General features: G+C 64.2%; 18 protein-coding genes. 13 read left to right on the top strand and 5 right to left on the bottom strand.

Features of this window, described 5'->3' with window-relative positions; translation table 11 throughout:
* Position 1 precedes the first annotated feature (1 nt).
* Complete coding sequence (locus tag AAFG16_RS34900; protein WP_283080973.1) at positions 2–346, bottom strand: DUF1236 domain-containing protein; 345 nt, start codon at positions 344–346, stop codon at positions 2–4.
* Between the two features lie 139 nt (positions 347–485).
* Between AAFG16_RS34900 and AAFG16_RS34895 the strand changes: the two genes are divergently transcribed.
* Positions 486–719 (top strand): hypothetical protein, encoded by a 234-nt coding sequence (locus tag AAFG16_RS34895; RefSeq protein WP_342732640.1) that lies wholly within the window; start codon positions 486–488, stop codon positions 717–719.
* 225 nt (positions 720–944) lie between these two features.
* On the opposite strand, the gene AAFG16_RS34890 is transcribed toward AAFG16_RS34895, so the two are convergent.
* A complete protein-coding gene (locus AAFG16_RS34890) occupies positions 945–2,219 on the bottom strand; it encodes a serine hydrolase domain-containing protein (RefSeq protein WP_342732638.1) in 1,275 nt (424 codons plus the stop codon).
* Between the two features lie 163 nt (positions 2,220–2,382).
* On the opposite strand from AAFG16_RS34890, the gene AAFG16_RS34885 reads away from it, so the two are divergent.
* Positions 2,383–3,300: an intradiol ring-cleavage dioxygenase gene (locus AAFG16_RS34885; protein ID WP_342732636.1), complete on the top strand. Its 918-nt coding sequence runs from the start codon at positions 2,383–2,385 to the stop codon at positions 3,298–3,300.
* Between the two features lie 81 nt (positions 3,301–3,381).
* Here the strand turns inward: AAFG16_RS34885 and AAFG16_RS34880 are convergent, their stop codons facing one another.
* Positions 3,382–3,693, bottom strand: coding sequence for a hypothetical protein (locus tag AAFG16_RS34880; RefSeq protein WP_283080969.1), 312 nt, complete (start codon positions 3,691–3,693; stop codon positions 3,382–3,384).
* A 170-nt stretch (positions 3,694–3,863) separates the two neighbouring features.
* On the opposite strand from AAFG16_RS34880, the gene AAFG16_RS34875 reads away from it, so the two are divergent.
* Positions 3,864–4,907 (top strand): medium chain dehydrogenase/reductase family protein, encoded by a 1,044-nt coding sequence (locus AAFG16_RS34875; protein WP_342732634.1) that lies wholly within the window; start codon positions 3,864–3,866, stop codon positions 4,905–4,907.
* A gap of 55 nt (positions 4,908–4,962) precedes the next feature.
* Here the strand turns inward: AAFG16_RS34875 and AAFG16_RS34870 are convergent, their stop codons facing one another.
* Both AAFG16_RS34870 and AAFG16_RS34865 read right to left on the bottom strand, forming a co-directional pair.
* Complete coding sequence (locus AAFG16_RS34870; RefSeq protein WP_283080967.1) at positions 4,963–6,693, bottom strand: bifunctional protein-serine/threonine kinase/phosphatase; 1,731 nt, start codon at positions 6,691–6,693, stop codon at positions 4,963–4,965.
* A gap of 67 nt (positions 6,694–6,760) precedes the next feature.
* Positions 6,761–7,600 carry a formate/nitrite transporter family protein gene (locus tag AAFG16_RS34865; RefSeq protein ID WP_283080966.1) on the bottom strand — a complete coding sequence of 280 codons (840 nt, stop codon included), beginning with the start codon at positions 7,598–7,600 and terminating at the stop codon, positions 6,761–6,763.
* Between the two features lie 671 nt (positions 7,601–8,271).
* Here AAFG16_RS34865 and AAFG16_RS34860 point away from each other — a divergent pair.
* The 10 genes from AAFG16_RS34860 (at position 8,272) to AAFG16_RS34815 (ending at position 21,898) form a co-directional block, all read left to right on the top strand.
* A complete protein-coding gene (locus AAFG16_RS34860) occupies positions 8,272–9,588 on the top strand; it encodes a CmpA/NrtA family ABC transporter substrate-binding protein (protein WP_342732631.1) in 1,317 nt (438 codons plus the stop codon).
* A 64-nt stretch (positions 9,589–9,652) separates the two neighbouring features.
* A complete protein-coding gene (ntrB, locus tag AAFG16_RS34855) occupies positions 9,653–10,549 on the top strand; it encodes a nitrate ABC transporter permease (RefSeq protein ID WP_342732629.1) in 897 nt (298 codons plus the stop codon).
* Between the two features lie 13 nt (positions 10,550–10,562).
* Positions 10,563–11,357, top strand: coding sequence for an ABC transporter ATP-binding protein (locus AAFG16_RS34850; RefSeq protein ID WP_342732627.1), 795 nt, complete (start codon positions 10,563–10,565; stop codon positions 11,355–11,357).
* A 337-nt stretch (positions 11,358–11,694) separates the two neighbouring features.
* Positions 11,695–13,074, top strand: a complete 1,380-nt coding sequence (locus AAFG16_RS34845; protein ID WP_342732625.1) for an MFS transporter — start codon at positions 11,695–11,697, stop codon at positions 13,072–13,074.
* Positions 13,075–13,196: 122 nt separating this feature from the next.
* Positions 13,197–13,625, top strand: a complete 429-nt coding sequence (locus AAFG16_RS34840; protein ID WP_283080961.1) for a globin family protein — start codon at positions 13,197–13,199, stop codon at positions 13,623–13,625.
* A gap of 10 nt (positions 13,626–13,635) precedes the next feature.
* Positions 13,636–14,853: an FAD-dependent oxidoreductase gene (locus AAFG16_RS34835; protein ID WP_342732622.1), complete on the top strand. Its 1,218-nt coding sequence runs from the start codon at positions 13,636–13,638 to the stop codon at positions 14,851–14,853.
* A gap of 1 nt (position 14,854) precedes the next feature.
* Entirely contained in the window at positions 14,855–17,557 is a 2,703-nt protein-coding gene (locus AAFG16_RS34830) for a molybdopterin-dependent oxidoreductase (protein ID WP_342732620.1), read from the top strand.
* Positions 17,558–17,695: 138 nt separating this feature from the next.
* Entirely contained in the window at positions 17,696–19,681 is a 1,986-nt protein-coding gene (locus tag AAFG16_RS34825) for a methyl-accepting chemotaxis protein (RefSeq protein ID WP_342732618.1), read from the top strand.
* Between the two features lie 289 nt (positions 19,682–19,970).
* Positions 19,971–20,873: an SMP-30/gluconolactonase/LRE family protein gene (locus AAFG16_RS34820; RefSeq protein ID WP_342741015.1), complete on the top strand. Its 903-nt coding sequence runs from the start codon at positions 19,971–19,973 to the stop codon at positions 20,871–20,873.
* Positions 20,874–21,058: 185 nt separating this feature from the next.
* Complete coding sequence (locus AAFG16_RS34815) at positions 21,059–21,898, top strand: aldo/keto reductase (protein ID WP_342732616.1); 840 nt, start codon at positions 21,059–21,061, stop codon at positions 21,896–21,898.
* The last annotated feature ends 27 nt before the right edge of the window (positions 21,899–21,925 follow it).

Below are 21,925 nucleotides of genomic sequence, written 5' to 3'. Positions count from 1 at the left end.
CTTAGTCGATTTCCTGAACGACGGTGCGCGAGCCGGGATCGACCAGCATCACGCGATCGCCGGAATAGACGTAGCGATATTTCGTCAGCGACGGACCCCAGTCCGCCGGAACGGCTTCGAGCTCGACATCGCTTGGAACCGTCGCGCCGACGATGATCTTCTCCTTCGTCGTCACGGGGCGAATGCGATGCTCGGTGACGTAGGATTTGATCTTGGTGCGGTATTGCGGCTCGATCTGCACGGCGGCCGCGTGGCCGGTTCCGGTGGTGGTCACCACGGTGGATTGCGCGAACGCACCGGTCGAGATCATTACCACTGCAGCGGATAGCAGGAACAGCTTCTTCATCTTGTCCTCCTCATGGGAATAAGCGCCGCAACAACATCCCACCGTGCATGGCGTTCCCACCTCCAGGAACAAACTGCCGCTTTTTCCCGTTTGTGACTCGACCGGGCCGGAGTGCCCGGGATTGGAGGAGGAGAGAAGAATGAAGCTGAAGATTGCAACTGCAGCGCTGATGGTTGCTGCAATGTCCCTGCCGGCGTTCGCGGCCGACGAGTTCTATGTCGTCCAGGACGTCAAGACCAAGAAGTGCACCGTCGTCGACAAGAAGCCGACGGAGTCGTCAATGACCGTCGTCAGCCCCTCGGGCACGATCTACAAGTCGCGCACCGAAGCTGAAAGCGGCATGAAGACCGTCAAGGTCTGCACGTCGAACTGAGGAGGACGACACATGCCAGTTCTGATTTTGTGGGCCGTGCCGGCTGTGTTGGTGATCGGCGGTGGCATTTATCTGATCGGCCATTTCCACTGAGAACGAACTACGAAGCGTCATGCCCGGGCTTGTCCCGGGCATCCACGTTCTTCGTTCGTCGTGGCCAAGACGTGGATGGCCGGGACAGGCCCGGCCATGACGATCTCTAAAGTTCGGCAGGCGTTCGTTACGTCAGAGATTGCTCTCGGTGATCGCGGCATAGACCATGCTGCGCAGCTCGCGCCGGAGCGGATAGGCGCTCGACGGCAGCACCTGCGTCATGAAGATCGTGATCAGCTCCTCGGCCGGGTCGATCCAGAACGAGGTCGTGGCCGCGCCACCCCAATTGTATTCGCCCGGGCTGCCGGCGATCAGCGTCTCGGCCGGGCGCATGGTGACGGCAAAGCCGAGGCCGAAGCCGATGCCGTTATAGGTGGCCTCCGAGAACAGCGAGCGTGACACCTCCGGCAGCGCGCGGCCGCCCGGAATGTGGTTGGTCGTCATCAGCGCCAGCGTCTTCGGCCCGATCAGCCTGACACCGCCGAGCTCGCCGCCATTGAGCAGCGCGCGGCAGAAGGTGAGATAGTCGGCGACCGTCGAGCACAGTCCGCCGCCGCCGGAGATGAAGGAAGGCGGGGTGAGGAACGAGCTCGTCGCCGGATCGTCCTGGAGCGTCAGCCCTTCGCGGCGCTGACCGGCATGGAAGGTCATGCCGCCGCCGGGATCGGCCGAGTAGCAGGCCGCAAAACGATGCGCCTTCGAGGCCGGCACGTGGAAGTCGGTGTCGGTCATCCCGAGCGGATCGAGGATGCGTTGCTTCAGGAACTGCTCGAACGGAATGCCCGAGATCTTGCCGATGAGGTAGCCGATCACGTCGGTTGCGACCGAGTAGTTCCAGGACTCGCCCGGCGAGAACTCCAGCGGGATCTTTGCCAGGCCCTCGATCATGGTCTGCAGCGTGCCTGATTTCTCGACCTCGCCGATCTTCTCGGCGCGATAGGCAGCATCGACATTGGAGCGCTGCTGGAAGCCGTAGGTGAGGCCGGCGGTGTGGCGCAACAGGTCGACGATCAGCATCGGCCGGGACGGCGGCCGGGTCAGGAACGCCGGTGCGGTGCCGGCGACGAACACGCCGAGGTCCTTCCATTCCGGAATGTACTTTGCGACGGGCTCGTCGATCGCGACGAGGCCTTCCTCGACCAGCATCATGAAGGCGATGCTGGTGAGCGGCTTGGTCATGGAATAGATGCGGTAGATGGTGTCGTCCTTGACCGGCAGCTTGCGCTCGAGATCGGCAAAGCCCTGAACCGAGGAGTGCGCGACCTTGCCGCGGCGGTAGACCAAGAGATGCGTGCCGGGGAAGCGTCCGGCATCGATGTAGCGGCGCTTCAGATGCGCATCGACGCGGTCGAGCGCGGCCTTGGACATGCCGACGGATTCGGGCGAGGCGGGGGTGGGCGCGAGCATCAGTTCCTCCGGGGCGTTTTGTCGGAAAGTTGATAGCGAAATGCGGGGCCCATTCCAAGCCGGTTGCGCTTAACGCGGCCCCGCCGACTGGTGTAGGCTGCACTCTGGAACGCCTCCAAGGAGCCCATCCGGGCCAACGAGAAAACGCCAGGGCAAACGCACCATGACCCAGTTCAACGAGACCGAACTCACCGAAGCCGTCGTCGAGAGCTTCGACAACACACCTGATACGCGGGCAAAATTCCTGCTCCAGGAATTGGTGAAGTCGCTGCACGATTACGTGAGCAAGACCGGTCTCACCTTCGAAGAATGGGAATATGCCATCGATTTCCTGACCCGGACGGGGCAGAAATGCACCGACACCCGCCAGGAGTTCATCCTGCTGTCCGACGTGCTCGGCGTTTCCATGCTGGTCGATGCGGTGAACCACAGGGATCGCGCCGGCGCCACCCAGACCACCGTGCTCGGCCCGTTCTATGTCGGCGAGCACAAGGTGACCGCGCACGGCACCGACATCTCGCCGAACAATCACACCGGCGAGCGGATGTTCGTGCAGAACCGCGTCACTGATCTGAAGGGCAACCCGCTCGCGGGCGTTCCCGTCGACGTCTGGCATGCCGACGACGACGGTTTCTACGATTCACAGAAGGCGAACTACGACGAGGTCGGCGCCTCCGCTCGGGCGCGCTTCATCACCGATGGCGACGGCCGCTTCTTCTTCCGCACCATTTTGCCGTGCAGCTACCCGATCCCGACCGATGGGCCGGTCGGCGAGATGATCGTGCAGACCAAGCGTCATCCGATGCGTCCGGCGCATGTGCACTTCCTGGTGAACGCGAAAGGCTATGAGCCGCTGATCACCCACGTCTTCATGGAAGGCGACAAATATCTCGATTCCGACGTGGTGTTCGGCGTCAAGGACGACCTCGTCGCCAAGGTCGAGCCGCGCAACGACCCTGAAATGCCCGACGGCACCAAGGCGAGCGGGCGGTGGCATCTGATGAACTACGAATTCCACCTCAAGCCCGGCGGCGGCATGGCGCCGAAGCCGCTCGGGGTGAAGGCGGCGGAGCCGGCGTGACACTCGGCGCTCAAGTCGACATTGGCTGCGTAGCAAGAGACCGCCCGAGGGCGGTCTCGCATTTGGGCGAGAAGACGCCCGTTAAAGATCGACTTGGATGGCAACGTTGGAGCGTACCCAATCCGATTGCCCGGCCTTCAGCCGCTTGGCTTGAAATTCAACGAAAGCAGGATCGGCACCCAGTGACGACAAGGTGCGCCCATAAGCTTCTACACTATCGAAGCGGGCGACAAAGGCATAGTTGCCGATCTCACCACCGATCACCGACCAATAGCTGACATCGGCTCCGTGCTTCTTCCAGAGTGACGCGGCCTCCTTTGCCAGCTGCAAGACGGTCGCAAGATCACTACCGGGTCTTGGATGCGAAACGAACTGCATGACGACTGCAGGCATTTTCCCCTCCAATGAGCAATGATGGCGCCAGACAACCGGTTTGGTCATTTGGCTGGAGGAGAATTCCAAAGCGTGCAGCCTCAAGCTTGATCTGGATCAACTCCATGTCTCCAGCCCGGCGGCAGGCTGCCCGTCCTTGCGCTGAATGACGGCACTGCATGGAGATGGCCATGATCGAGCAGCGCAATCGAGTTGTTCAGGTCAGCCGCTTCGGTGATCCCGAGAAACTAAAGGTTGTCGAGGCTCCCCTGCCGACCGCCGGCCCGGGCGAGGTACGCGTTCGCGTCATCGCGTCGAGCCTCAACTACACCGAGGTGTTGATCAGGCGGCATCTCTATCCGCAAACGATGCGCCTCCGGCCGCCATTCGTGATGGGTTACGACGTGGTGGGGACAATTGATCAGCTCGGCGAAGGCGTGCACGACTTTCGGATTGGCGACCGCGTGGCCGACATGACGGTGGTCGGGTCAAACGCCGACTATCGGACGCTTCGAGCGAACGACGTGGCTCGCGTGCCGATGGGTGTCGATCCGGCTGAAGCGGCTGCGCTGATCTTGAGCTGGACGACCGCGCACCAGCTTCTGCACCGCGCGGCCAAGGTCCAGCGAGGCCAACGTGTGCTCGTGCACGGCGCCGCCGGCGCAGTCGGCCAGGCGCTACTCGTGCTCGGGAGATTGGCCGGTCTCGAGCTGTGGGGCACTGTACGCCGCGAGCACATTGCGCTCGTGCAAGATCTCGGGGCAACGCCGATCGACTACCAGCACGAGGACTTCACGCGGATTGTGCCGGGTGGGTTCGACGTCATCGTCGACGGCGTTGGCGAAGACGGCTATCGCCGCTCATACGCAGCGCTCAAGCCAGGTGGCCTGCTTTGTGCCATCGGATTTTCGGCAAGCGTGCAGGCACAGCGTCGAATGCTCCCTATCTTGATGGAAATCGCGCGCCTCTACCTGTGGAGACTGTTGCCCGGCGGCAAGCGAGCCCGCTTTTACTCGGTCAATGCCATGCGGGCGCGACATCCCGCCTGGTTCAAGGAGGACTTGGAGCAACTGTTCGGGCTTCTGGCAACCGGCGCCATCCGGCCGCGCATCGCCGAGCGAATTTCCTTCGAGGAGGTCGCCGATGCCCACCGTCGCCTCGAGGCTGGCGGTCTCGAGGGCAAGCTCGTGCTTTGCCCGGATCTCTCCTCGCGACGCAGCCAGCGCGCCGCCTGACGCGGCGCGTCAGCACGATAGACCCCTGTCGTCTGGGCCACGGTGGACAGAGGCGTTACCGCGCGTGCAGCAGCGCCAGCAGCACGATCACCGCGCAGGCAAGCACCGCCGAGGTCAGCTTCCAGAACATCAGCGGGCTGCGCTCCAGGAGCGGCGTGATCCGCGTGTCGAGATAGGCCGGATTGGGCGTGCGCAGCTCGAAGACGAATTCGGAGAGATCCTCATGCCGCTTGTAGGGATCGGGATGCAGCGCGCGACGGAGCGCGCCGTCGACCCAGGCCGGTACGTTGCGGTCGTCGTCCGCCGGGCGATATTTGAGCCGCCGCACGTCCGCCTTGCGCCGGATCCTCGCGACCTGAGTGCCATAGGGGAGCTTGCCGGTCAGCATCTGGTAGCAGATCACGGCCAGCGAAAACATGTCGGAGCGCGGCGAGCCGCCTTGCCCGAGAAAATACTCCGGCGCGGTGTACTGGACCGTTCCCAGGATGTCGTCGGTCTCGTCCGGCGGCGCGGCCTCGGCGACGCCGGCGACCCTGACCGAGCCGAAGTCGATGATCTTCGCGGTGCCGGTCTTGTCGATCAGGATGTTGTCGGGCCTGAGGTCCTGATGCAGCATCTCCATGCGGTGGAAGGCGCGCAGGCCCGCGGCGATCTGCTCGACGAGGCCGCGGACGGTTTCGAGATCGGGCCGCGGATTGTCGGTCATCCACTGCTTCAGGGTCTGCCCCTCGACGAATTCGGTCGCGACGTAGAGATAGCTGCGTCGCCGCGACTGTGACAACGGTTTGAGCACATGCGGGCTGTCGATCCGGCGCGCGATCCACTCCTCCATCAGGAAGCGCTTCAGGTAAGCGGCGTTGTCGCGCAGGTCGATCGACGGCAGCTTGAGCGCGACCGGCTGCTCGGTCTCGGTGTCGACGGCAAGATAGATGTGGCTGCGGCTGCTGCCGTGGATCTCGCGAACGATGCGGTAACCGTCGAAGATCGCCCGCGGCTCCGGCAATGGCGGAAGCGGCAGCTCCGCGGTCTGGTTGAAGATGCCCGAGGGCTCGCGCTGCGGCACCGCGTCGATGCGCAGGATCTGCACGGTGATGTTGTCGTCGCTGCCGCGCCGGTAGGCTTCCTCGACGATCGCCTTCGCCGCGGCGTCGAGCTCGGCTGCATGCTCGTTGATGGCGCTCGTGACGAAGCGCGGGTCAACGAATTCATAGGCGCCGTCGGTCGCGAGCAGGAAGGTGTCGCCGGCCTCGATCTCCAGCGCCTGGTAGTCGATCTCGAGCTGCGGATTGATGCCGAGCGCGCGGCCGAGATAGGTCTGCTCCGACGAAACGATGATCCGGTGATCGTCGGTCAGCTGCTCGAGCGCCTTGCCGGCGACGCGGTAGATACGGCAGTCGCCGACATGGAAGATGTGCGCGGTGGTCGCCTTGATGACCATGGCACTCAGCGTGCAGACATAGCCCTTGTCGCGGTCATAGGCATATTGGCTCTTGCGCGTCTGCGCGTGCAGCCAGGAATTGGTGGCGTCCAGCACGCGGCGGGCGGAGGTCTTCACCGTCCAGGATTGCGACGTGCAGTAATAGTCCATCAGGAAGCTCTTGACCGCCGACTCGCTGGCGATCTGGCTCACCGTGCTGCTGGAGATGCCGTCGGCGAGGACGGCTGAAATGCCCTTCAGGCTGAGCAGCGGCTCGTCCGGAATGAGGATACCGTGAAAGTCCTGGTTGACGGGCTTGCGGCCCCTGTCGGAGTGCTGGCCGATCGAAATCAGGAGTCCGCGGGTCATCGTCGTCACCAAGGCGAAGAGAGCCTCACCCTAGCCGGGCGAGGCTCTCTTGTTGAGGTGCGTGCGATCAGGCCGCAACGCGGGGCGGCGTCACCTTGCCGGGCTGGCGCTTGGGCAGGGTCATGACATGCGTGGCGTAAAGGGTCATGCCGGTGAAGGCGAGGCCGCCGACGAGGTTGCCGAGCACGGTCGGGATCTCGTTCCAGATCAGATAGTCCATGATCGAGAACTTTGCGTGCAGCATCAGGCCCGACGGGAACAGGAACATGTTCACGACGGAATGCTCGAACACCATGTAGAAGAACACCAGGATCGGCATCCACATCGCGATGACCTTGCCGGGGACGGACGTCGAGATCATGGCGCCGACGACGCCGGTCGAGACCATCCAGTTGCAGAGCATGCCGCGCATGAACAGCGTCGCCATGCCGGCCGCGCCATGCGCGGCGTAGCCCAGCGTCCGGCCTTCGCCGATATTGCCGATGGCGGTGCCGATCTTGTCGGGGTCCTGCGTGAAGCCGAAGGTCGTGACGAACGCCATCATGAAGGCCACCGTGAAGGCGCCGGCGAAATTGCCGAGGAAGACCAGGCCCCAGTTGCGTAGCACGCCACTGAGCGTGACGCCCGGGCGCTTGTCGATCAGGGCGAGCGGCGAGAGCACGAACACGCCGGTGAGAAGGTCGAAGCCCAGCAGATAGAGCATGACGAAGCCAACCGGAAACAACAGCGCGCCGACCAGCGGCTGGCCGGTGTTGACGTTGATGGTGACGGCGAACCAGGCGGCGAGGGCGAGAATGGCACCAGCCATATAGGCGCGGATGACCGTATCCCGGGTGGACATGAAGATCTTGGACTCGCCCGCATCCACCATCTTGGTGACGAATTCCGAAGGCGCGAGATACGACATCAATGGTTCCTTTTGCTTCGTAAGTGAGATCGACGCTCTCGCAAGAGAGCGGCTGAACGTCATTGGCGTGCGGGTGGCCTGCCGCGCACGAGAGTTGGGAGATTTGGAAGCCCTGGGAATCGCGTCACGACGACTGAGCCGAGAACGGCCGCGAAGCAGTTGAGCTTCCTCTTGCGGCCGCCAGAGGCCGCAGCAATGCGGCAAGCCGCAGTCTTCGTTGACATCAAGGGATAAGCAAGTTGCGTGCCGAGCGCGGCAGTCCTGAAAGCTGAGTGATATCAGCGCGATCGCGCCCCATTGGATCGGGCCTTTGGACGCCCGTCGGCCTCTTGCATAAGCGACTGCACAAGACTTGTGCGCCGCACAAAGATTGAGCAAGCCGCAAATTCGGCGAGCGGATCTGACCTGCGGCAGGCTGGCGCAGAGCCTCTAACCCATTAAATAGGTTAGTCTTTTTGCTATCGCGGGCTTGGCATGAAGCTTGAATAGTTCCATGTCGACGCCATTGAAGCCGTCCCGCGAGACTTCTCATCCGACTTGCCGACGCCACCAGGCGGGGGTCTCCCCGCCGTGCGTTCGCATGCGCCAAAGACGGCGCCGCCGGACGGACGGGCTGCTCGTGAGCACAGACGCCATCAATTCTGCAACGACGCAAAAGGACGACACGACTCATGACCAAGCGCACCCGTGGGCCCTCGGAGACGGGCCTCAGCCGCCGGCAATTGTTGAAGGCCACCGGCTCGACCGCCGCTCTTCTCGCCGCCGCCAAGCTCAATTTCCCCGCCGGCGCCTTCGCGCAGGACGCAGGCCCCGAGGTCAAGGGTGCCAAGCTCGGCTTCATTGCACTGACCGACGCGACCCCGCTGTTCGTGGCGAAAGAGAAGGGCATCTTCGCCAAATATGGCATGCCCGATGTCGAGGTGCAGAAGCAGGCCTCCTGGGGCACGACGCGCGACAATCTCGTGCTCGGCTCCGAAGGCAACGGCATCGACGGCGCGCATATCCTCTCCCCGATGCCGTATTTGATCTCCGCCGGCAAGGTGACGCAAAACAACCAGCCGACGCCGATGTACATCCTGGCGCGGTTGAACCTGAACGGTCAGTGCATCTCGGTCGCCAAGGAATATGCCGATCTCAAGGTCGGCATCGACACCGCACCCTTCAAGACCGCGCTTGAGAAGAAGAAGGCCGGCGGCAAGGCCGTGAAGGCGGCGATGACCTTCCCGGGCGGCACGCACGATCTGTGGATCCGCTACTGGCTCGCCGCCGGCGGCATCGATCCGGACAAGGACATCGAAACCATCGTGGTGCCGCCGCCGCAGATGGTCGCCAACATGAAGGTTGGCACCATGGATTGCTTCTGCGTTTGCGAGCCCTGGAATCTCCAGCTCATCCATCAGGAAATCGGCTACACCGCGATCACCACCGGCGAGCTCTGGGACAAGCATCCCGAAAAGTCGTTCGGCATGCGCGCGGCCTGGGTCGACAAATATCCGAAGGCGGCGAAGGCGCTGCTGATGGCGGTGATGGAAGCCCAGCAATGGGCGGAGAAGGCGGAGAACCGCGAGGAAGCCGCGGTGATCTGCGCCAAGCGCCAGTGGATCAACTGCCCGGTCGAGGACATCACCGATCGCATGAAGGGCAAGTTCGACTACGGCACCGGCCGCGTCGTCGACAACTCGCCGCAGCAGATGCGGTTCTGGAAGGATCAGGCCTCCTACCCGTTCCAGAGCCATGATCTCTGGTTCCTCACCGAGGACATCCGCTGGGGCAAGTACGAGCCCGGCTTCGACACCAAGGCGCTGATCGCCAAGGTCAACCGCGAGGACCTCTGGAAGGACGCGGCCAAGACGCTCGGTGTCGCGGCCTCCGACATCCCGGCCTCCACGTCGCGCGGCAAGGAGACCTTCTTCGACGGCAAGGTGTTCGATCCTGAAAATCCGGCTGCCTATCTGAAGTCGCTCGCGATCAAGCGCGTCGAAGTCTGATGGAGCCCTGCGGCCGCCTCCGGGCGGCCGCATCGTCCTTGCGGAAAGCCGGAGAGGGATTTCGATGAACATGCCTGCTACGAAGATTGAGGTTGAGACCGCAACGCCTGCCGCGAGCGTCGCGCCAGTCGTCGCGATGACGCCAAAGCGTCCGCCGCGCGGGGAGAGCTACGCACGCGTGGCGCGGGAGCTTGCTGTGCGCGTGATCCCGCCCCTGGTCGTGATCGTGCTGCTGACGCTGGTCTGGGAGCTGGTCTGCCGCCGTGCCGGCTCTGCGCTGCCGCCGCCGTCAAAAGTGTTCAAGGACACCAGGGAACTAATCTTTGATCCGTTCTTCGACCATGGCGGCATCGACAAGGGCCTGTTCTGGCATCTGTCCGCCAGCCTCCAGCGCGTCGCGCTCGGCTATTCGCTCTCGGCGATCGCCGGCATCGCGCTCGGCGTGCTGGTCGGGCAGTCGGTCTGGGCGATGCGCGGGCTCGATCCGCTGTTCCAGGTCTTGCGCACCATTCCACCGCTGGCCTGGCTGCCGCTCTCGCTCGCCGCGTTCCGCGACGGCCAGCCCTCGGCGATCTTCGTCATCTTCATCACGTCGATCTGGCCGATCATCATCAACACCGCGGTCGGCATCCGCAACATCCCGCAGGATTATCGCAACGTCGCCGCGGTGGTGCAGCTCAATCCGCTCGAGTTCTTCGCCAAGATCATGATCCCGGCGGCGGCGCCCTACATCTTCACGGGCCTTCGCATCGGCATCGGCCTGTCCTGGCTCGCCATCATCGCCGCGGAAATGCTGATCGGCGGCGTCGGCATCGGCTTCTTCATCTGGGACGCCTGGAACTCCTCGCATATCAGCGAGATCATCCTGGCGCTGTTCTATGTCGGCATCGTCGGCTTCGTGCTCGACCGCCTGATCGCGGGCCTCGGCAAGATCGTCACCCGCGGCACGGCGCAGAACTGAGGGAGAAGGGCACATGACCGCCTATCTGAAGCTCGATCACATCGACAAGATCTTTACCCGCGGCGCTGCGACGACCGAGGTGCTGAAGGACATCAATCTCACCATCGAGAAGGGCGAATACGTCTCGATCATCGGCCATTCCGGCTGTGGCAAGTCGACCCTGCTCAACATCATCGCTGGCTTGACCAATGCCACCACCGGCGGCGTGCTGCTGGAGAACCGCGAGGTCAACTCGCCGGGGCCCGATCGTGCCGTGGTGTTCCAGAACCACAGCCTGCTGCCGTGGCTCACCGTCTACGAGAACGTCAAGCTCGGCGTCGACAAGGTCTTCGCCAGGACCAAGACCAGGGCCGAGCGCGACGCTTGGGTGATGCACAATCTGAATCTCGTGCAGATGGCGCATGCCAGGGACAAGCGTCCGTCCGAAATCTCCGGCGGCATGAAGCAGCGTGTCGGCATCGCGCGAGCGCTCGCGATGGAACCGAAGGTGCTGCTGCTGGACGAGCCGTTCGGCGCGCTCGACGCGCTGACGCGGGCGCATTTGCAGGACTCGGTGATGGCGCTGCATCAGAAGCTCGGCAACACCATCTTGATGATCACCCACGACGTCGACGAGGCCGTGCTGCTCTCCGACCGCATCGTGATGATGACGAATGGGCCGAGCGCGCGGATCGGTGAGGTGCTGGAGGTGCCGCTGGCGCGGCCTCGCAAGCGACTCGAGCTCGCCACCAACGCGACGTATCTGAAGTGCCGCCAGCGCGTGCTCGAATTCCTCTATGAGCGTCATCGCTTCGTAGAGGCCGCATAAACCAAAGGTTAATGCGCGAGACGAGCGCGCCTAAATATTTGACATCAAGCTCAATCCTTGTGCGCCGCACAAGGATTGAGCGAATCGCAAATTTAGCGTGCGGATTAGCGCTGCGAAGATTTCGGGCAATGCGAATAACGCCCGGAAATCCCTGCATTTCCAGCGTGAGCGCAATTGGCACGGAAATTGAAGCACCTTTTCCGACGCCAACGACGACGTCCCTCAACATCATCAATCAGCATCGTGACTCGCCACCGGGGAGAAGCCCCGGAGCGTGCCTCCGTGACCGGAGGCTGAGCCTGCAACGACGCAGCGGTGAGCCTGGAAGGGATACTCAATGACGAAGAATCCGACTTGGATTTCAGATTGGCGCCCCGAAGACGAGGCGTTCTGGAATGCGACTGGCAAGACTATCGCGCGCCGCAACCTGATCTGGTCGATCGTGGCCGAGCATATCGGCTTCTCGGTCTGGCTGATCTGGAGCATCGTCACCACCAAGCTGCCGCAGGCGGGTTTCCACTACACCACCGACCAGCTGTTCCAGCTCGTCGCCGTGCCGGGCCTGATCGGCGCATTCATGCGCTTTCCCTACACTTTTGCGGTGACGACCTTCGGCGGCCGCAACTGGACCATCTTCAGTGCGGCGATCCTATTCATTCCGACGCTGTCGCTCGCCTATTTCGTCAGCCATCCCGACACGCCGTTCTGGCTGATGCTGCTGGTCGCCTCAACCGCCGGTCTCGGCGGCGGCAACTTCGCCTCCAGCATGACCAACATCTCCTTCTTCTTCCCTGACCGGATGAAGGGGTGGGCGCTCGGCCTCAATGCCGCCGGCGGCAATATCGGCGTCTCCAGTGTGCAGCTCCTGACCCCGATCCTGATGACGCTCGCCGTCATCAACCTGTTCCAGGCCTCCCCCGTCGACGGCATCTTCCTCCAGAACGCCGGGCTGATGTGGGTGCTGCCGATCGCGATCGCGGTGTTCGGCGCGGTGTTCTTCATGAACAACCTCACCACGGCGAAATCGTCGATCAAGAACCAGCTCGCGGTGGTCAAGCGCAAGCACACCTGGATCATGGCCTATCTCTATATCGGCACGTTCGGGTCCTTCATCGGCTACTCCGCGGCGTTCCCGCTCCTGCTCAAGACGCTGTTTCCGACGGTGACGATCTCGATTGCCTTCCTCGGCCCGCTGGTCGGCTCGCTATCGCGTCCGCTCGGCGGCTGGCTTGCCGACAGGATCGGCGGCTCCATCATCACGTTCTGGAATTTCATCGTGATGGCGGGCGCCACGGTCGGCGTGGTCTATTTCGTCGGACAGAAGGATTTCGTCGGCTTCCTGTCGATGTTCCTGATCCTGTTCGTGACCACGGGCATCGGCAACGGCTCGACCTACCGCATGATCCCGTCGATCTTCCGCGAGCAGAACCTGTTCAGGGTGCGCGGCAAGGGCGATGTCGCGCGTGCGGCTGCCTTGAAGACCGCGAGCATCGAGAGCGGTGCGGCGGTCGGCTTCATAGGCGCGGTCGGTGCTGTCGGCGGCTATCTGATCCCGAGCGGTTTCGGCAAGTCGATTGCCATGACCGGCGGTCCGCAGCTCGCGCTCGCGATCTATCTCGCCTTCTACGCCTCGTGCCTGGCTTTGACCTGGTGGTTCTATTTGCGTCGCAGCCCGCAGGGCGAAGGCGCGCCAAGCCTTGCCGAAGCGCGTGTCTAGTACTTGGTATGAAAATCGCTTCTCTCCGTACGCGGGGAGAAGCCGCTCTGATGACGTTTGACCCATGAACCTTGTTCGCAACGGCGCGGACAAAGGCAGACCGAAACAGACAGGAGACCATCATGACGCCTCAGCAGATCGCCCTCGTGCAGCAAAGCTTTTCCAAGGTCGCGCCGATTTCGGAAGCAGCCTCAAAACTGTTCTACGACCGCTTGTTCGAAGTGGCGCCGTCCGTGCGCGCGATGTTTCCCGAGGACATGACCGAGCAGCGCAAGAAGCTGATGGCCATGCTCGCCGCCGTCGTTGGCGGCCTGTCGAATCTCGAGACGATTCTTCCCGCGGCCTCCGCGCTCGCCAAGCGCCACGTCGCCTACGGCGCCAAGGCCGAGCACTATCCCGTGGTCGGCGCGACCTTGCTGTGGACCCTGGAGAAGGGTCTTGGCGAGGCCTGGACGCCCGAGCTCGCAACCGCCTGGACCGACGCTTACGGCGTCTTGTCCGGCTACATGATTTCCGAGGCCTATGGCGCGCAGGCGCAGGCCGCCGAATAGGAGATGCCTTGTGAGTGAACCGCTGGTCATCGTCGGTAACGGTATGGCGGCCGCGCGGCTTGTCGATGAACTCGCCAAGACCGCACTCGGCCGCTACGCGGTTGCCGTCATCGGCGATGAGCCGCGGCTCGCTTACAATCGCGTGCTGCTCTCCTCCGTGCTGGCCGGCGAGACCGGCTCGCACGAGATCGAGCTCAGGCCGGCCGACTGGTGGCGTGAACGCGGCGTCACGGTGCGCTACGGCTATCGCGTCACCGAGATCGACACCGGCCGCCGCGAGCTCAAGATCGCAGGCGAAGAGAGCATGGAATATTCCAAGCTTGTGCTCGCCACGGGCTCGACGCCGCTACGGCTCAACGTGCCGGGCGCCGACCTTGCCGGCGTGCACACCTTTCGCGACACGCGCGACGTCGACCTGCTGCTGACTTTGGCGGCCGCGAAAAAGCGCGTCGTCGTGGTCGGCGGCGGTCTGCTCGGACTCGAGGCGGCCTACGGCCTCGCCAAGGCCGGCGCGCCGGTGACGCTGCTGCATCTGATGGACCGGCTGATGGAGCGCCAGCTCGATGGAACGGCCGCTGACCTCCTCAAGACGCTGGTCGAGCGCAAGGGCATCCGCATCCTGCTCAATGCCTCCACGGCGCGCATCCACGGCGAGGGCCATGTCGAAGCCGTCGAGCTCGCCGACGGCAGCCGCATCGAGGCCGATGCCGTGATCTTCGCGGCCGGCATCAAGCCGAACATCGCGCTGGCCAAGGAGGCCGGTATCGCCGTCAACCGCGGCATCGTCGTCAACGACGAGATGCAGACGGCTTCGCCCGACATCTACGCGCTCGGCGAATGCGCCGAGCATCGCGGCACCTGCTATGGCCTGGTCGAGCCCGCTTACGAGCAGGCGCGGGTGCTGGCGCGGCATCTCGCCGGCAAGCCCGCCGCCTATCAAGGCAGTGTGGTCTCGACCAATCTGAAGGTCTCCGGCGTCAGCGTGTTCTCCGCCGGCGATTTCATGGGCGGCGAGGGCAGCGAGAGCCTCGTGCTGACCGACCGCAGACGCGGCACCTACAAGAAGCTCGTCATCGCGGACGGCCGGCTGACCGGCGCGGTGCTGATCGGCGATACCGTCGATGCGCTCTGGTATCTCGAGCTGATTCGCAATCGCGAGAAGGTCGCTGCGATCCGCGCCGACATGATGTTCGGCCGCACGCTTGCCCTTCCGTCCAAGGCAGCCTGACATGACGGCGATCGACCCAAACCTTCGAGCCACCCGAACGACCTGCCCCTATTGCGGCGTCGGCTGCGGCGTGCTGGCAACGCCGGACGGCAAGGGCGGCGCGGCGATCGCGGGCGATCCTGATCATCCCGCCAATTTCGGCCGGCTGTGCTCGAAGGGCTCCGCGCTCGGCGAGACCGTCGGGCTCGAGAGCCGGCTGCTCTACCCGATGATCCGCTGCAAGGGCGTGCTGGAGCGCGTCGCCTGGAGCGATGCGCTCGATCACGTCGCCCACCGCATGCAGCATATCGTGGCGCGCGATGGCGCAGATGCGGTCGCCTTCTATCTCTCCGGCCAGCTCCTCACCGAGGATTATTACGTCGCCAACAAGCTGATGAAGGGCTTTGTCGGCACCGCCAATGTCGACACCAATTCGCGGCTCTGCATGTCGTCGTCGGTCGCCGGCCACCGCCGCGCCTTTGGCGCCGACACCGTGCCCGGCTGCTACGAGGATCTCGACCAGGCCGATCTGCTGGTGTTCGTCGGCTCGAACGCCGCCTGGTGCCACCCTGTGCTGTTCCAGCGCATGTTGAAGAACAGGCAGGAGCGCGGCGCGCGGATGATCGTGATCGATCCGCGCCGCACGGACACTGCAAGCGACGTCGACCTGTTCCTCGGCCTCAAGCCCGGCACCGACACTGCGCTGTTCTCCGGCCTGTTCGTCCATCTCGCCGACAATGGCGCGCTCGACAAGGACTACATCGCGCAGAACACCAGCGGTTTTGACGATGCGCTTGCGCGCGCACGCAACATCGCCGGCAGCGTCACCGCGACCGCGCTGGCCACGGGACTCTCCGAGGCGGACGTTGCCACCTTCTTCAGGATGTTCCGCGACACCGAGAAGGTCGTCACGCTCTATTCGCAGGGCGTCAACCAGTCGGCGCAGGGCACCGACAAGGTCAACGCGATCCTGAACTGCCATCTCGCCACGGGCCGGATCGGCAAGCCGGGCGCCTCGCCGTTCTCGCTCACCGGCCAGCCCAATGCGATGGGCGGCCGCGAGGTCGGTGGGCTCGCCAACATGCTCGCCGCCCATATGGGCTTCACGCCGCCGGACATCGACCGGGTCAGGCGGTTCTGGAAGGCGCCGCGCATCGCCACCCATGAGGGGCTGAAGGCGGTGCAGCTGTTCGAGGCGATCAACCGCGGCGAGGTCAAGGCGCTGTGGGTGATGGGCACCAATCCTGCGGTGTCGCTGCCCGATGCGGATTTCGTGCGCGAGGCGCTGAAGAAGCTCGAGCTGTTCGTGGTCTCCGAGAACGTGCTCTCCAACGACACCGTCGAGGCCGGCCCGCATGTGCTGCTGCCGGCGCTCGCCTGGGGCGAGAAGTCGGGCACGGTGACCAATTCGGAACGGCGCATCTCGCGCCAGCGCTCGTTCCTGCCGGCGCCGGGCGAGGCGCGGCCGGATTGGTGGATCCTCAGCGAGACCGCCAAGCGTCTCGGCTTCGGCGACAGTTTTCATTACAAATCCGCCGCCGATATTTTCCGCGAGCATGCCGCGCTCTCGGCCTTCGAGAACGATGGCAGCCGCGATTTCGACATCGGCGCGCTGACGTCGCTCTCCGACGAGAGCTTCGATGCCTTGCAGCCGGTGCAGTGGCCGGTGCGCGAAGGCGGGCTGCCCGGCGAGCGCTTCTTCGCGCAAGGCGGCTTCTTCACCAATGACGGCAAGGGCCGCTTCGTCGCACCCGAGGTGCCGTCGCTGCGCGGCGAGACCGGTCCGTCGCGTCCTTTAAGGCTCAACACCGGCCGTATCCGCGACCAGTGGCACACCATGACGCGCACCGGCCTCAGCCAACGGCTCGGCGCGCATCTGCCCGAGCCTTTCGTCGAGATCCATCCTGACGATGCCGGCAAATACGGCATCGTCCATGACGGCTATGCCCGCATCACCACCGATTACGGCCAGTGCATCCTTAAAGTGGTCGTCAGCGAACGCCAGCAGCGCGGCACGCTGTTCGCGCCGATCCACTGGAGTGCGATGAACGCCTCGCACGGCCGCGTCGGCGCGCTGGTACAGTCGTTCACCGATCCGTTCTCGGGTCAGCCGGAGTCCAAGGCGACGCCTGCCGCGATCACGCCCTATGAGTACGTCTTCCGCGGCTTCGCGTTGTCGCGCAAGCAGCTTGAGCTGCCGCAAAACCTGTTGTGGACCCGCGTCACGGTTTCAGACGGCTTCGGCTATCTGTTCGCCGACAATGCCGATCTGTCGCGCTGGCCGGCTTGGCTCGATGGCGTCGCCGGCGAGGACGTGGCCGAGTATCGCGACTTCGGCGGCGGCGTCTATCGGGCAGCCTCGTTCGCGGGCGACCGCATCGAGACCTGCCTGTTCGTCGGACCCGCGCACGACGCCGGCGACTGGGAGGTGGTGAAGAGCCTGTTCGTCGCCGATCACGTCACCGACGAGCAGCGCCGCATGCTGTTGTCAGGCAAGTCCAGCGAGGGCGGCGCCTCGACCGGCCCGATCGTCTGCGCCTGCTTCGGCGTTGGCCGCGGCACCATCTGCGACGCTATCTCATCCGGCGCACGCACGGCGGCCGAGATCGGCGCAAAGCTCAAGGCCGGCACCAATTGCGGCTCCTGCATCCCCGAGCTGAAGCGCCTGATCGCGACGACCGAGGCGCCGGCGAAGCAGGCCAAGCTGGCGGGGGCGGCGGGCTAATCCGGCCGCTTTCCGGGCGAACCCCGGCCCGAGCCATGCGCCGGGCGCCGGCCAGCCCCGGTGGTTGCCGGAATGTTAAGCAATTCCAGCCAGAATGTATCAATTTTACGAATTGATACTCGTCGAGGCTGGGAACACATGTTGAGCAGACTTCGGTCGGCGCGCCGCCTCCAACTGCGGAGCTTTCACCTTGGCCTGCGCACGCAGGTGCTTTTGCTGGGCGTGACCGGCGTCCTCATGGTGGGCGTGATCTATCTTGCCGGCCGGCAGATCGAGGATCGCAGCCGTGCAACCGCCGACCGCTTCACGAAGCTGGAATCCGAAACCGCGCGCCTGTCCGAGAGCCTGTTGCAGGGGCGCGAACTCGCCACCAATTTCCTGCAGAAGCCGACCGACAAGAAGGTCGCCGCGCATGACGAGACGTTGCGTGCGGCCACCGGCCATCTGGCGGCAGTCGAGGAGATCGCCGGTGCCCTTGCGGAAGACGATCCGCTGCGCAAGGCGCTGTCGTTCCGCCCCGTCATCGCCAGCTACAACACCCGCTTCGCCAATGTGGTCTCCGCTCAGAAGCTCGTCGGCTTCAACGAGAATGACGGGCTGCAGGGCAAGCTGCGCGCGGCCGTGCATTCGGTCGAGAGCAAGCTTAGGACATTCGACCGGCCGCGGCTGTCCGTCCTCATGCTGATGATGCGGCGGCACGAGAAGGATTTCATGCTGCGCGGCGACGAGAAATACGGCGACGAGTTGACCAAGCGCGCCGGAGAATTCCTGACCGAGCTTGGCAAATCCGATCTGCCCGATGAGGCCAAGGCCGAGATCAAGAAGCTGATCGACAGCTACAAGACGAGCTTCCTCGCCTTCATGGCCGGCCAGAGCACGCTCAATGAGGAGGCCGAGGATCTCGCCCAGATCTACGATCGGCTGCGGCCAAATCTGGAGACCGTCAGGACCGCGGCCGGCAAGCGCCTCGAGGCCGTCAGCGATGAGCTCGTGGTCGTGCATCGCTATGTGGTCTGGTCCATCGCCATTACCATCGCCGTGATGATCGTCATCGCATTCTGGTTCGGCCGCCGGCTGACTGCGCCGCTCACCCGCATGGTCCTGGCGATGGAGCATCTGGCGAATGGCGATCTCGACCGTCCGATCGAGCAGGTCGCGCGCCACGACGAGATCGGCAAGATCTCGACGTCGCTCGCCGTCTTCCACCACAAGCTGCTCGAGAACCGGCACATGGCCGATGCCCGCGAGCAGGCCAAGCACGATGCGGAAGCCCAGCGCAAGCAGGCCATGTTCGAGATTGCCGACCGGTTCGAGGCGGCGGTCGGCAGCATCGTCAATGCCGTCACCGCGGCGTCGTCCGAAATCGAGCTGGCCGCCAATGGATTGACCAATACGGCGGAGGGGACCAATGCCTTGTCCGCAACGGTCGCTGCCGCATCCGGACAATCGTCGGCGAGCGTCCAGTCGGCGGCCGCCGCATGCCAGGAGATGGTGACGTCGGTCGGCGAGGTCGGCCGGCGGGTCGCGCAGTCACACGAGGTGGCGCTCGCGGCCGTCGCGCAGGCCAACCGGACCAACAGCCAGATCGATGCGCTCTCGCAGACCGCCGACCGCATCGACGAGGTCGTGCGCATGATCTCGGCGGTGGCCGGGCAGACCAATCTGTTGGCGCTGAATGCAACGATCGAAGCGGCGCGCGCCGGCGAGGCGGGCAAGGGCTTCGCGGTCGTCGCCTCGGAGGTGAAGGCGCTCGCTGGCCAGACCGCGAAGGCGACCGACGAGATCGGCCGTCAGGTCGCGCAGATCCAGTTGGCGACGCGGCAGTCGGTGGACTCGATCAAGGAGATCGGCGGCACCATCGAATCCATGGCGGACATTGCATCCTCGATCGCCGCTGCGGTCGAACAACAGGGCGCCGCCGCACAGGCGATCGCGCGCGACGTGCAGCAGGCGGCGCAGGGCGCATCCGAAGTCTCCACCAGCGTCGAGGATGTCAGGCGCGGCGCGTCCGAAACCGGCGCCGCCGCCGGCCAGGTGCACGGCGCAGCGCTCGCGCTGCTCGACGAAAGCAAGCGTCTCGGCAGCGAGGTCGATCAGTTCCTGGCCACGGTGCGCGCGGCCTGAGACGGGCGAGCGAAGACTGCCGTAGGGTGGGCAAAGCGGAGCGTGCCCACCATCACCCGAAATAACGAAGAGATCGTGGGCACGGCGCTTCGCGCCTTTGCCCACCCTACGGACTTATGGGTCCCGGCTCTGCGCAGCAACGCTGACGCGTTGCAGCGCGTCCGAGACACGAGAGTCGCGCGGGCCGGTACCGCTCGCCAACGCAGCCATGCTCGTTGCCCCAATCGACGCGCCCGCGATTGTGCCTTATGTTGCTGCGCTCTCCCTCTCAGCAATCATAACAATCATGATGTACCTGGAAACGCCGCCGCGCCTGATCGAAACAAGACTCTTCTCGGCCATGCCCGACACATTCCGCCGCAAGGGTGTGCGGACGGATTGGGCCGATGCCAACCGGCCGGGTGTGCCGACCGACAGCTTCATCGAAGGCCCCTCGTTCGACAAGGACGGCAATCTCTACATCGTCGACATTCCGTTCGGCCGCATCTTCCGGATCGCGCCCGGCGGCGAGTGGTCGCTTGTGATCGAGTATGACGGCTGGCCGAACGGATTGAAGATCGCCGCCGACGGCCGCATCCTGGTGGCCGACTACATGCACGGCATCATGGAGCTCGACGCCAAGGCCGGCCGCATCACGCCGGTGCTGACCGCGCGTAACTCTGAGTCTTTCCGCGGCTGCAACGATCTGCATCTTGCGTCGAACGGCGACATCTTCTTCACCGATCAGGGCCAGACCGGCCTGCATGATCCGAGTGGTCGCGTCTACCGGCTCGCACCGAACGGGCGGCTCGACTACCTGATCGACACCGGCATCAGCCCCAACGGTCTGGTGCTCGATCCCAGCGAGACCGTGCTGTTCGTCGCAATGACGCGCGACAACGCGGTGTGGCGGCTGCCGTTCATGAAGGACGGCAGCGTGTCGAAGGTCGGCCGCTTCTGCTCACTGTTCGGTACCAGCGGCCCTGACGGCATGACCATGGACGCGAAGGGCCGCCTGTTCGTCGGCCACGCTTCGCTCGGCCACGTCTTCGTGTTCGCGCCGAATGGCGAGTTGATTGCGCGGATCAAGTCGTGCGCCGGGCCGAACTGCACCAATGTCGCAATCGGTGGCGCGAACAGGGATCGGCTCTATATCACGGAGTCAGCGACCGGCAGCGTGCTGGTCGCTGACATCGGCGGATTGAACTCTTGAGCGCGCGGCTTTTCGCCTCTCCCCGCGTGCGGGGAGAGGCCGCAGTTGCGCGAAGCGCAAATGCGGGTGAGGGGGACTCTCCACGAGTCCAACTGCTACCTTGATTGCGGAAGCAGCCCCTCACCCCAACCCTCTCCCCGTAAGAACGGGGAGAGGGGAAGAAACATCGGAGTTCGGAGACAAACATGAACACAAAACCTTTCGGCAAGACCGGCGCCAATGTCTCCGTCATCGGGCAGGGCACATGGTATCTCGACCATGGCGATCGCAAGCGCGCGATCGCGGCGCTGCAGCGCGGGCTCGATCTCGGCATGACGCATATCGACACCGCCGAGATGTATGGCGATGCCGAGCTCGTGATTGCGGACGCGATCGCGGGCCGGCGCGACGAGGTGTTTCTGGTGTCAAAAGTGCTGCCGAGCAATGCCTCGCGTCGCGGCACCATCACGGCCTGCGAGCGCTCGCTGAAGCGGCTGAAGACCGATCGCCTCGACTGCTATCTCCTGCACTGGCGTGGCTCCTATCCGCTGGAGGACACCGTCGCCGCATTCGAGGAGCTGGTGACATCGGGCAAGATCAAATCCTGGGGCGTGTCCAATTTCGACGCCGACGATCTCGGCGACATCCTCGATGTCGCCGGCGAAGGGAAGATCGCCTGCAATCAGGTGCTCTATCACCTCAAGGAGCGCGCGATCGAGCATGCGGTGATCCCGTGGTGCGAGCAGCACGGCGTCGCCGTGGTCGCCTATTCGCCGTTCGGCCATGATGATTTCCCTGACGCGCGCAGCAAGGGTGGCGCTGTGCTCGCGCAGATCGCGGAAGCGCGTCGTGCGACACCGCGTCAGGTCGCGCTGAGCTTCCTCACCCGTGCGACTACGGTGTTCGCGATTCCGAAGGCGTCGTCCGCGGAACATGCCGGCGAAAATGCGGCCGCCGGCGATCTCGTGCTGACGAAAGAGGAGATTTCGGCGCTCGATGCGGCGTTTCCGCGCGGTCCGAAGCCGCGCAGCCTGCCCATGTTGTAGTGCACAAACCTCCATTATTAATGGAGT

Source organism: Bradyrhizobium sp. B117, from assembly GCF_038969555.1.
Lineage (GTDB): Bacteria > Pseudomonadota > Alphaproteobacteria > Rhizobiales > Xanthobacteraceae > Bradyrhizobium.
The sequence above is the reverse complement of the archived record's forward strand: the minus strand, read 5'-3'. Positions and strand labels throughout refer to the sequence as shown.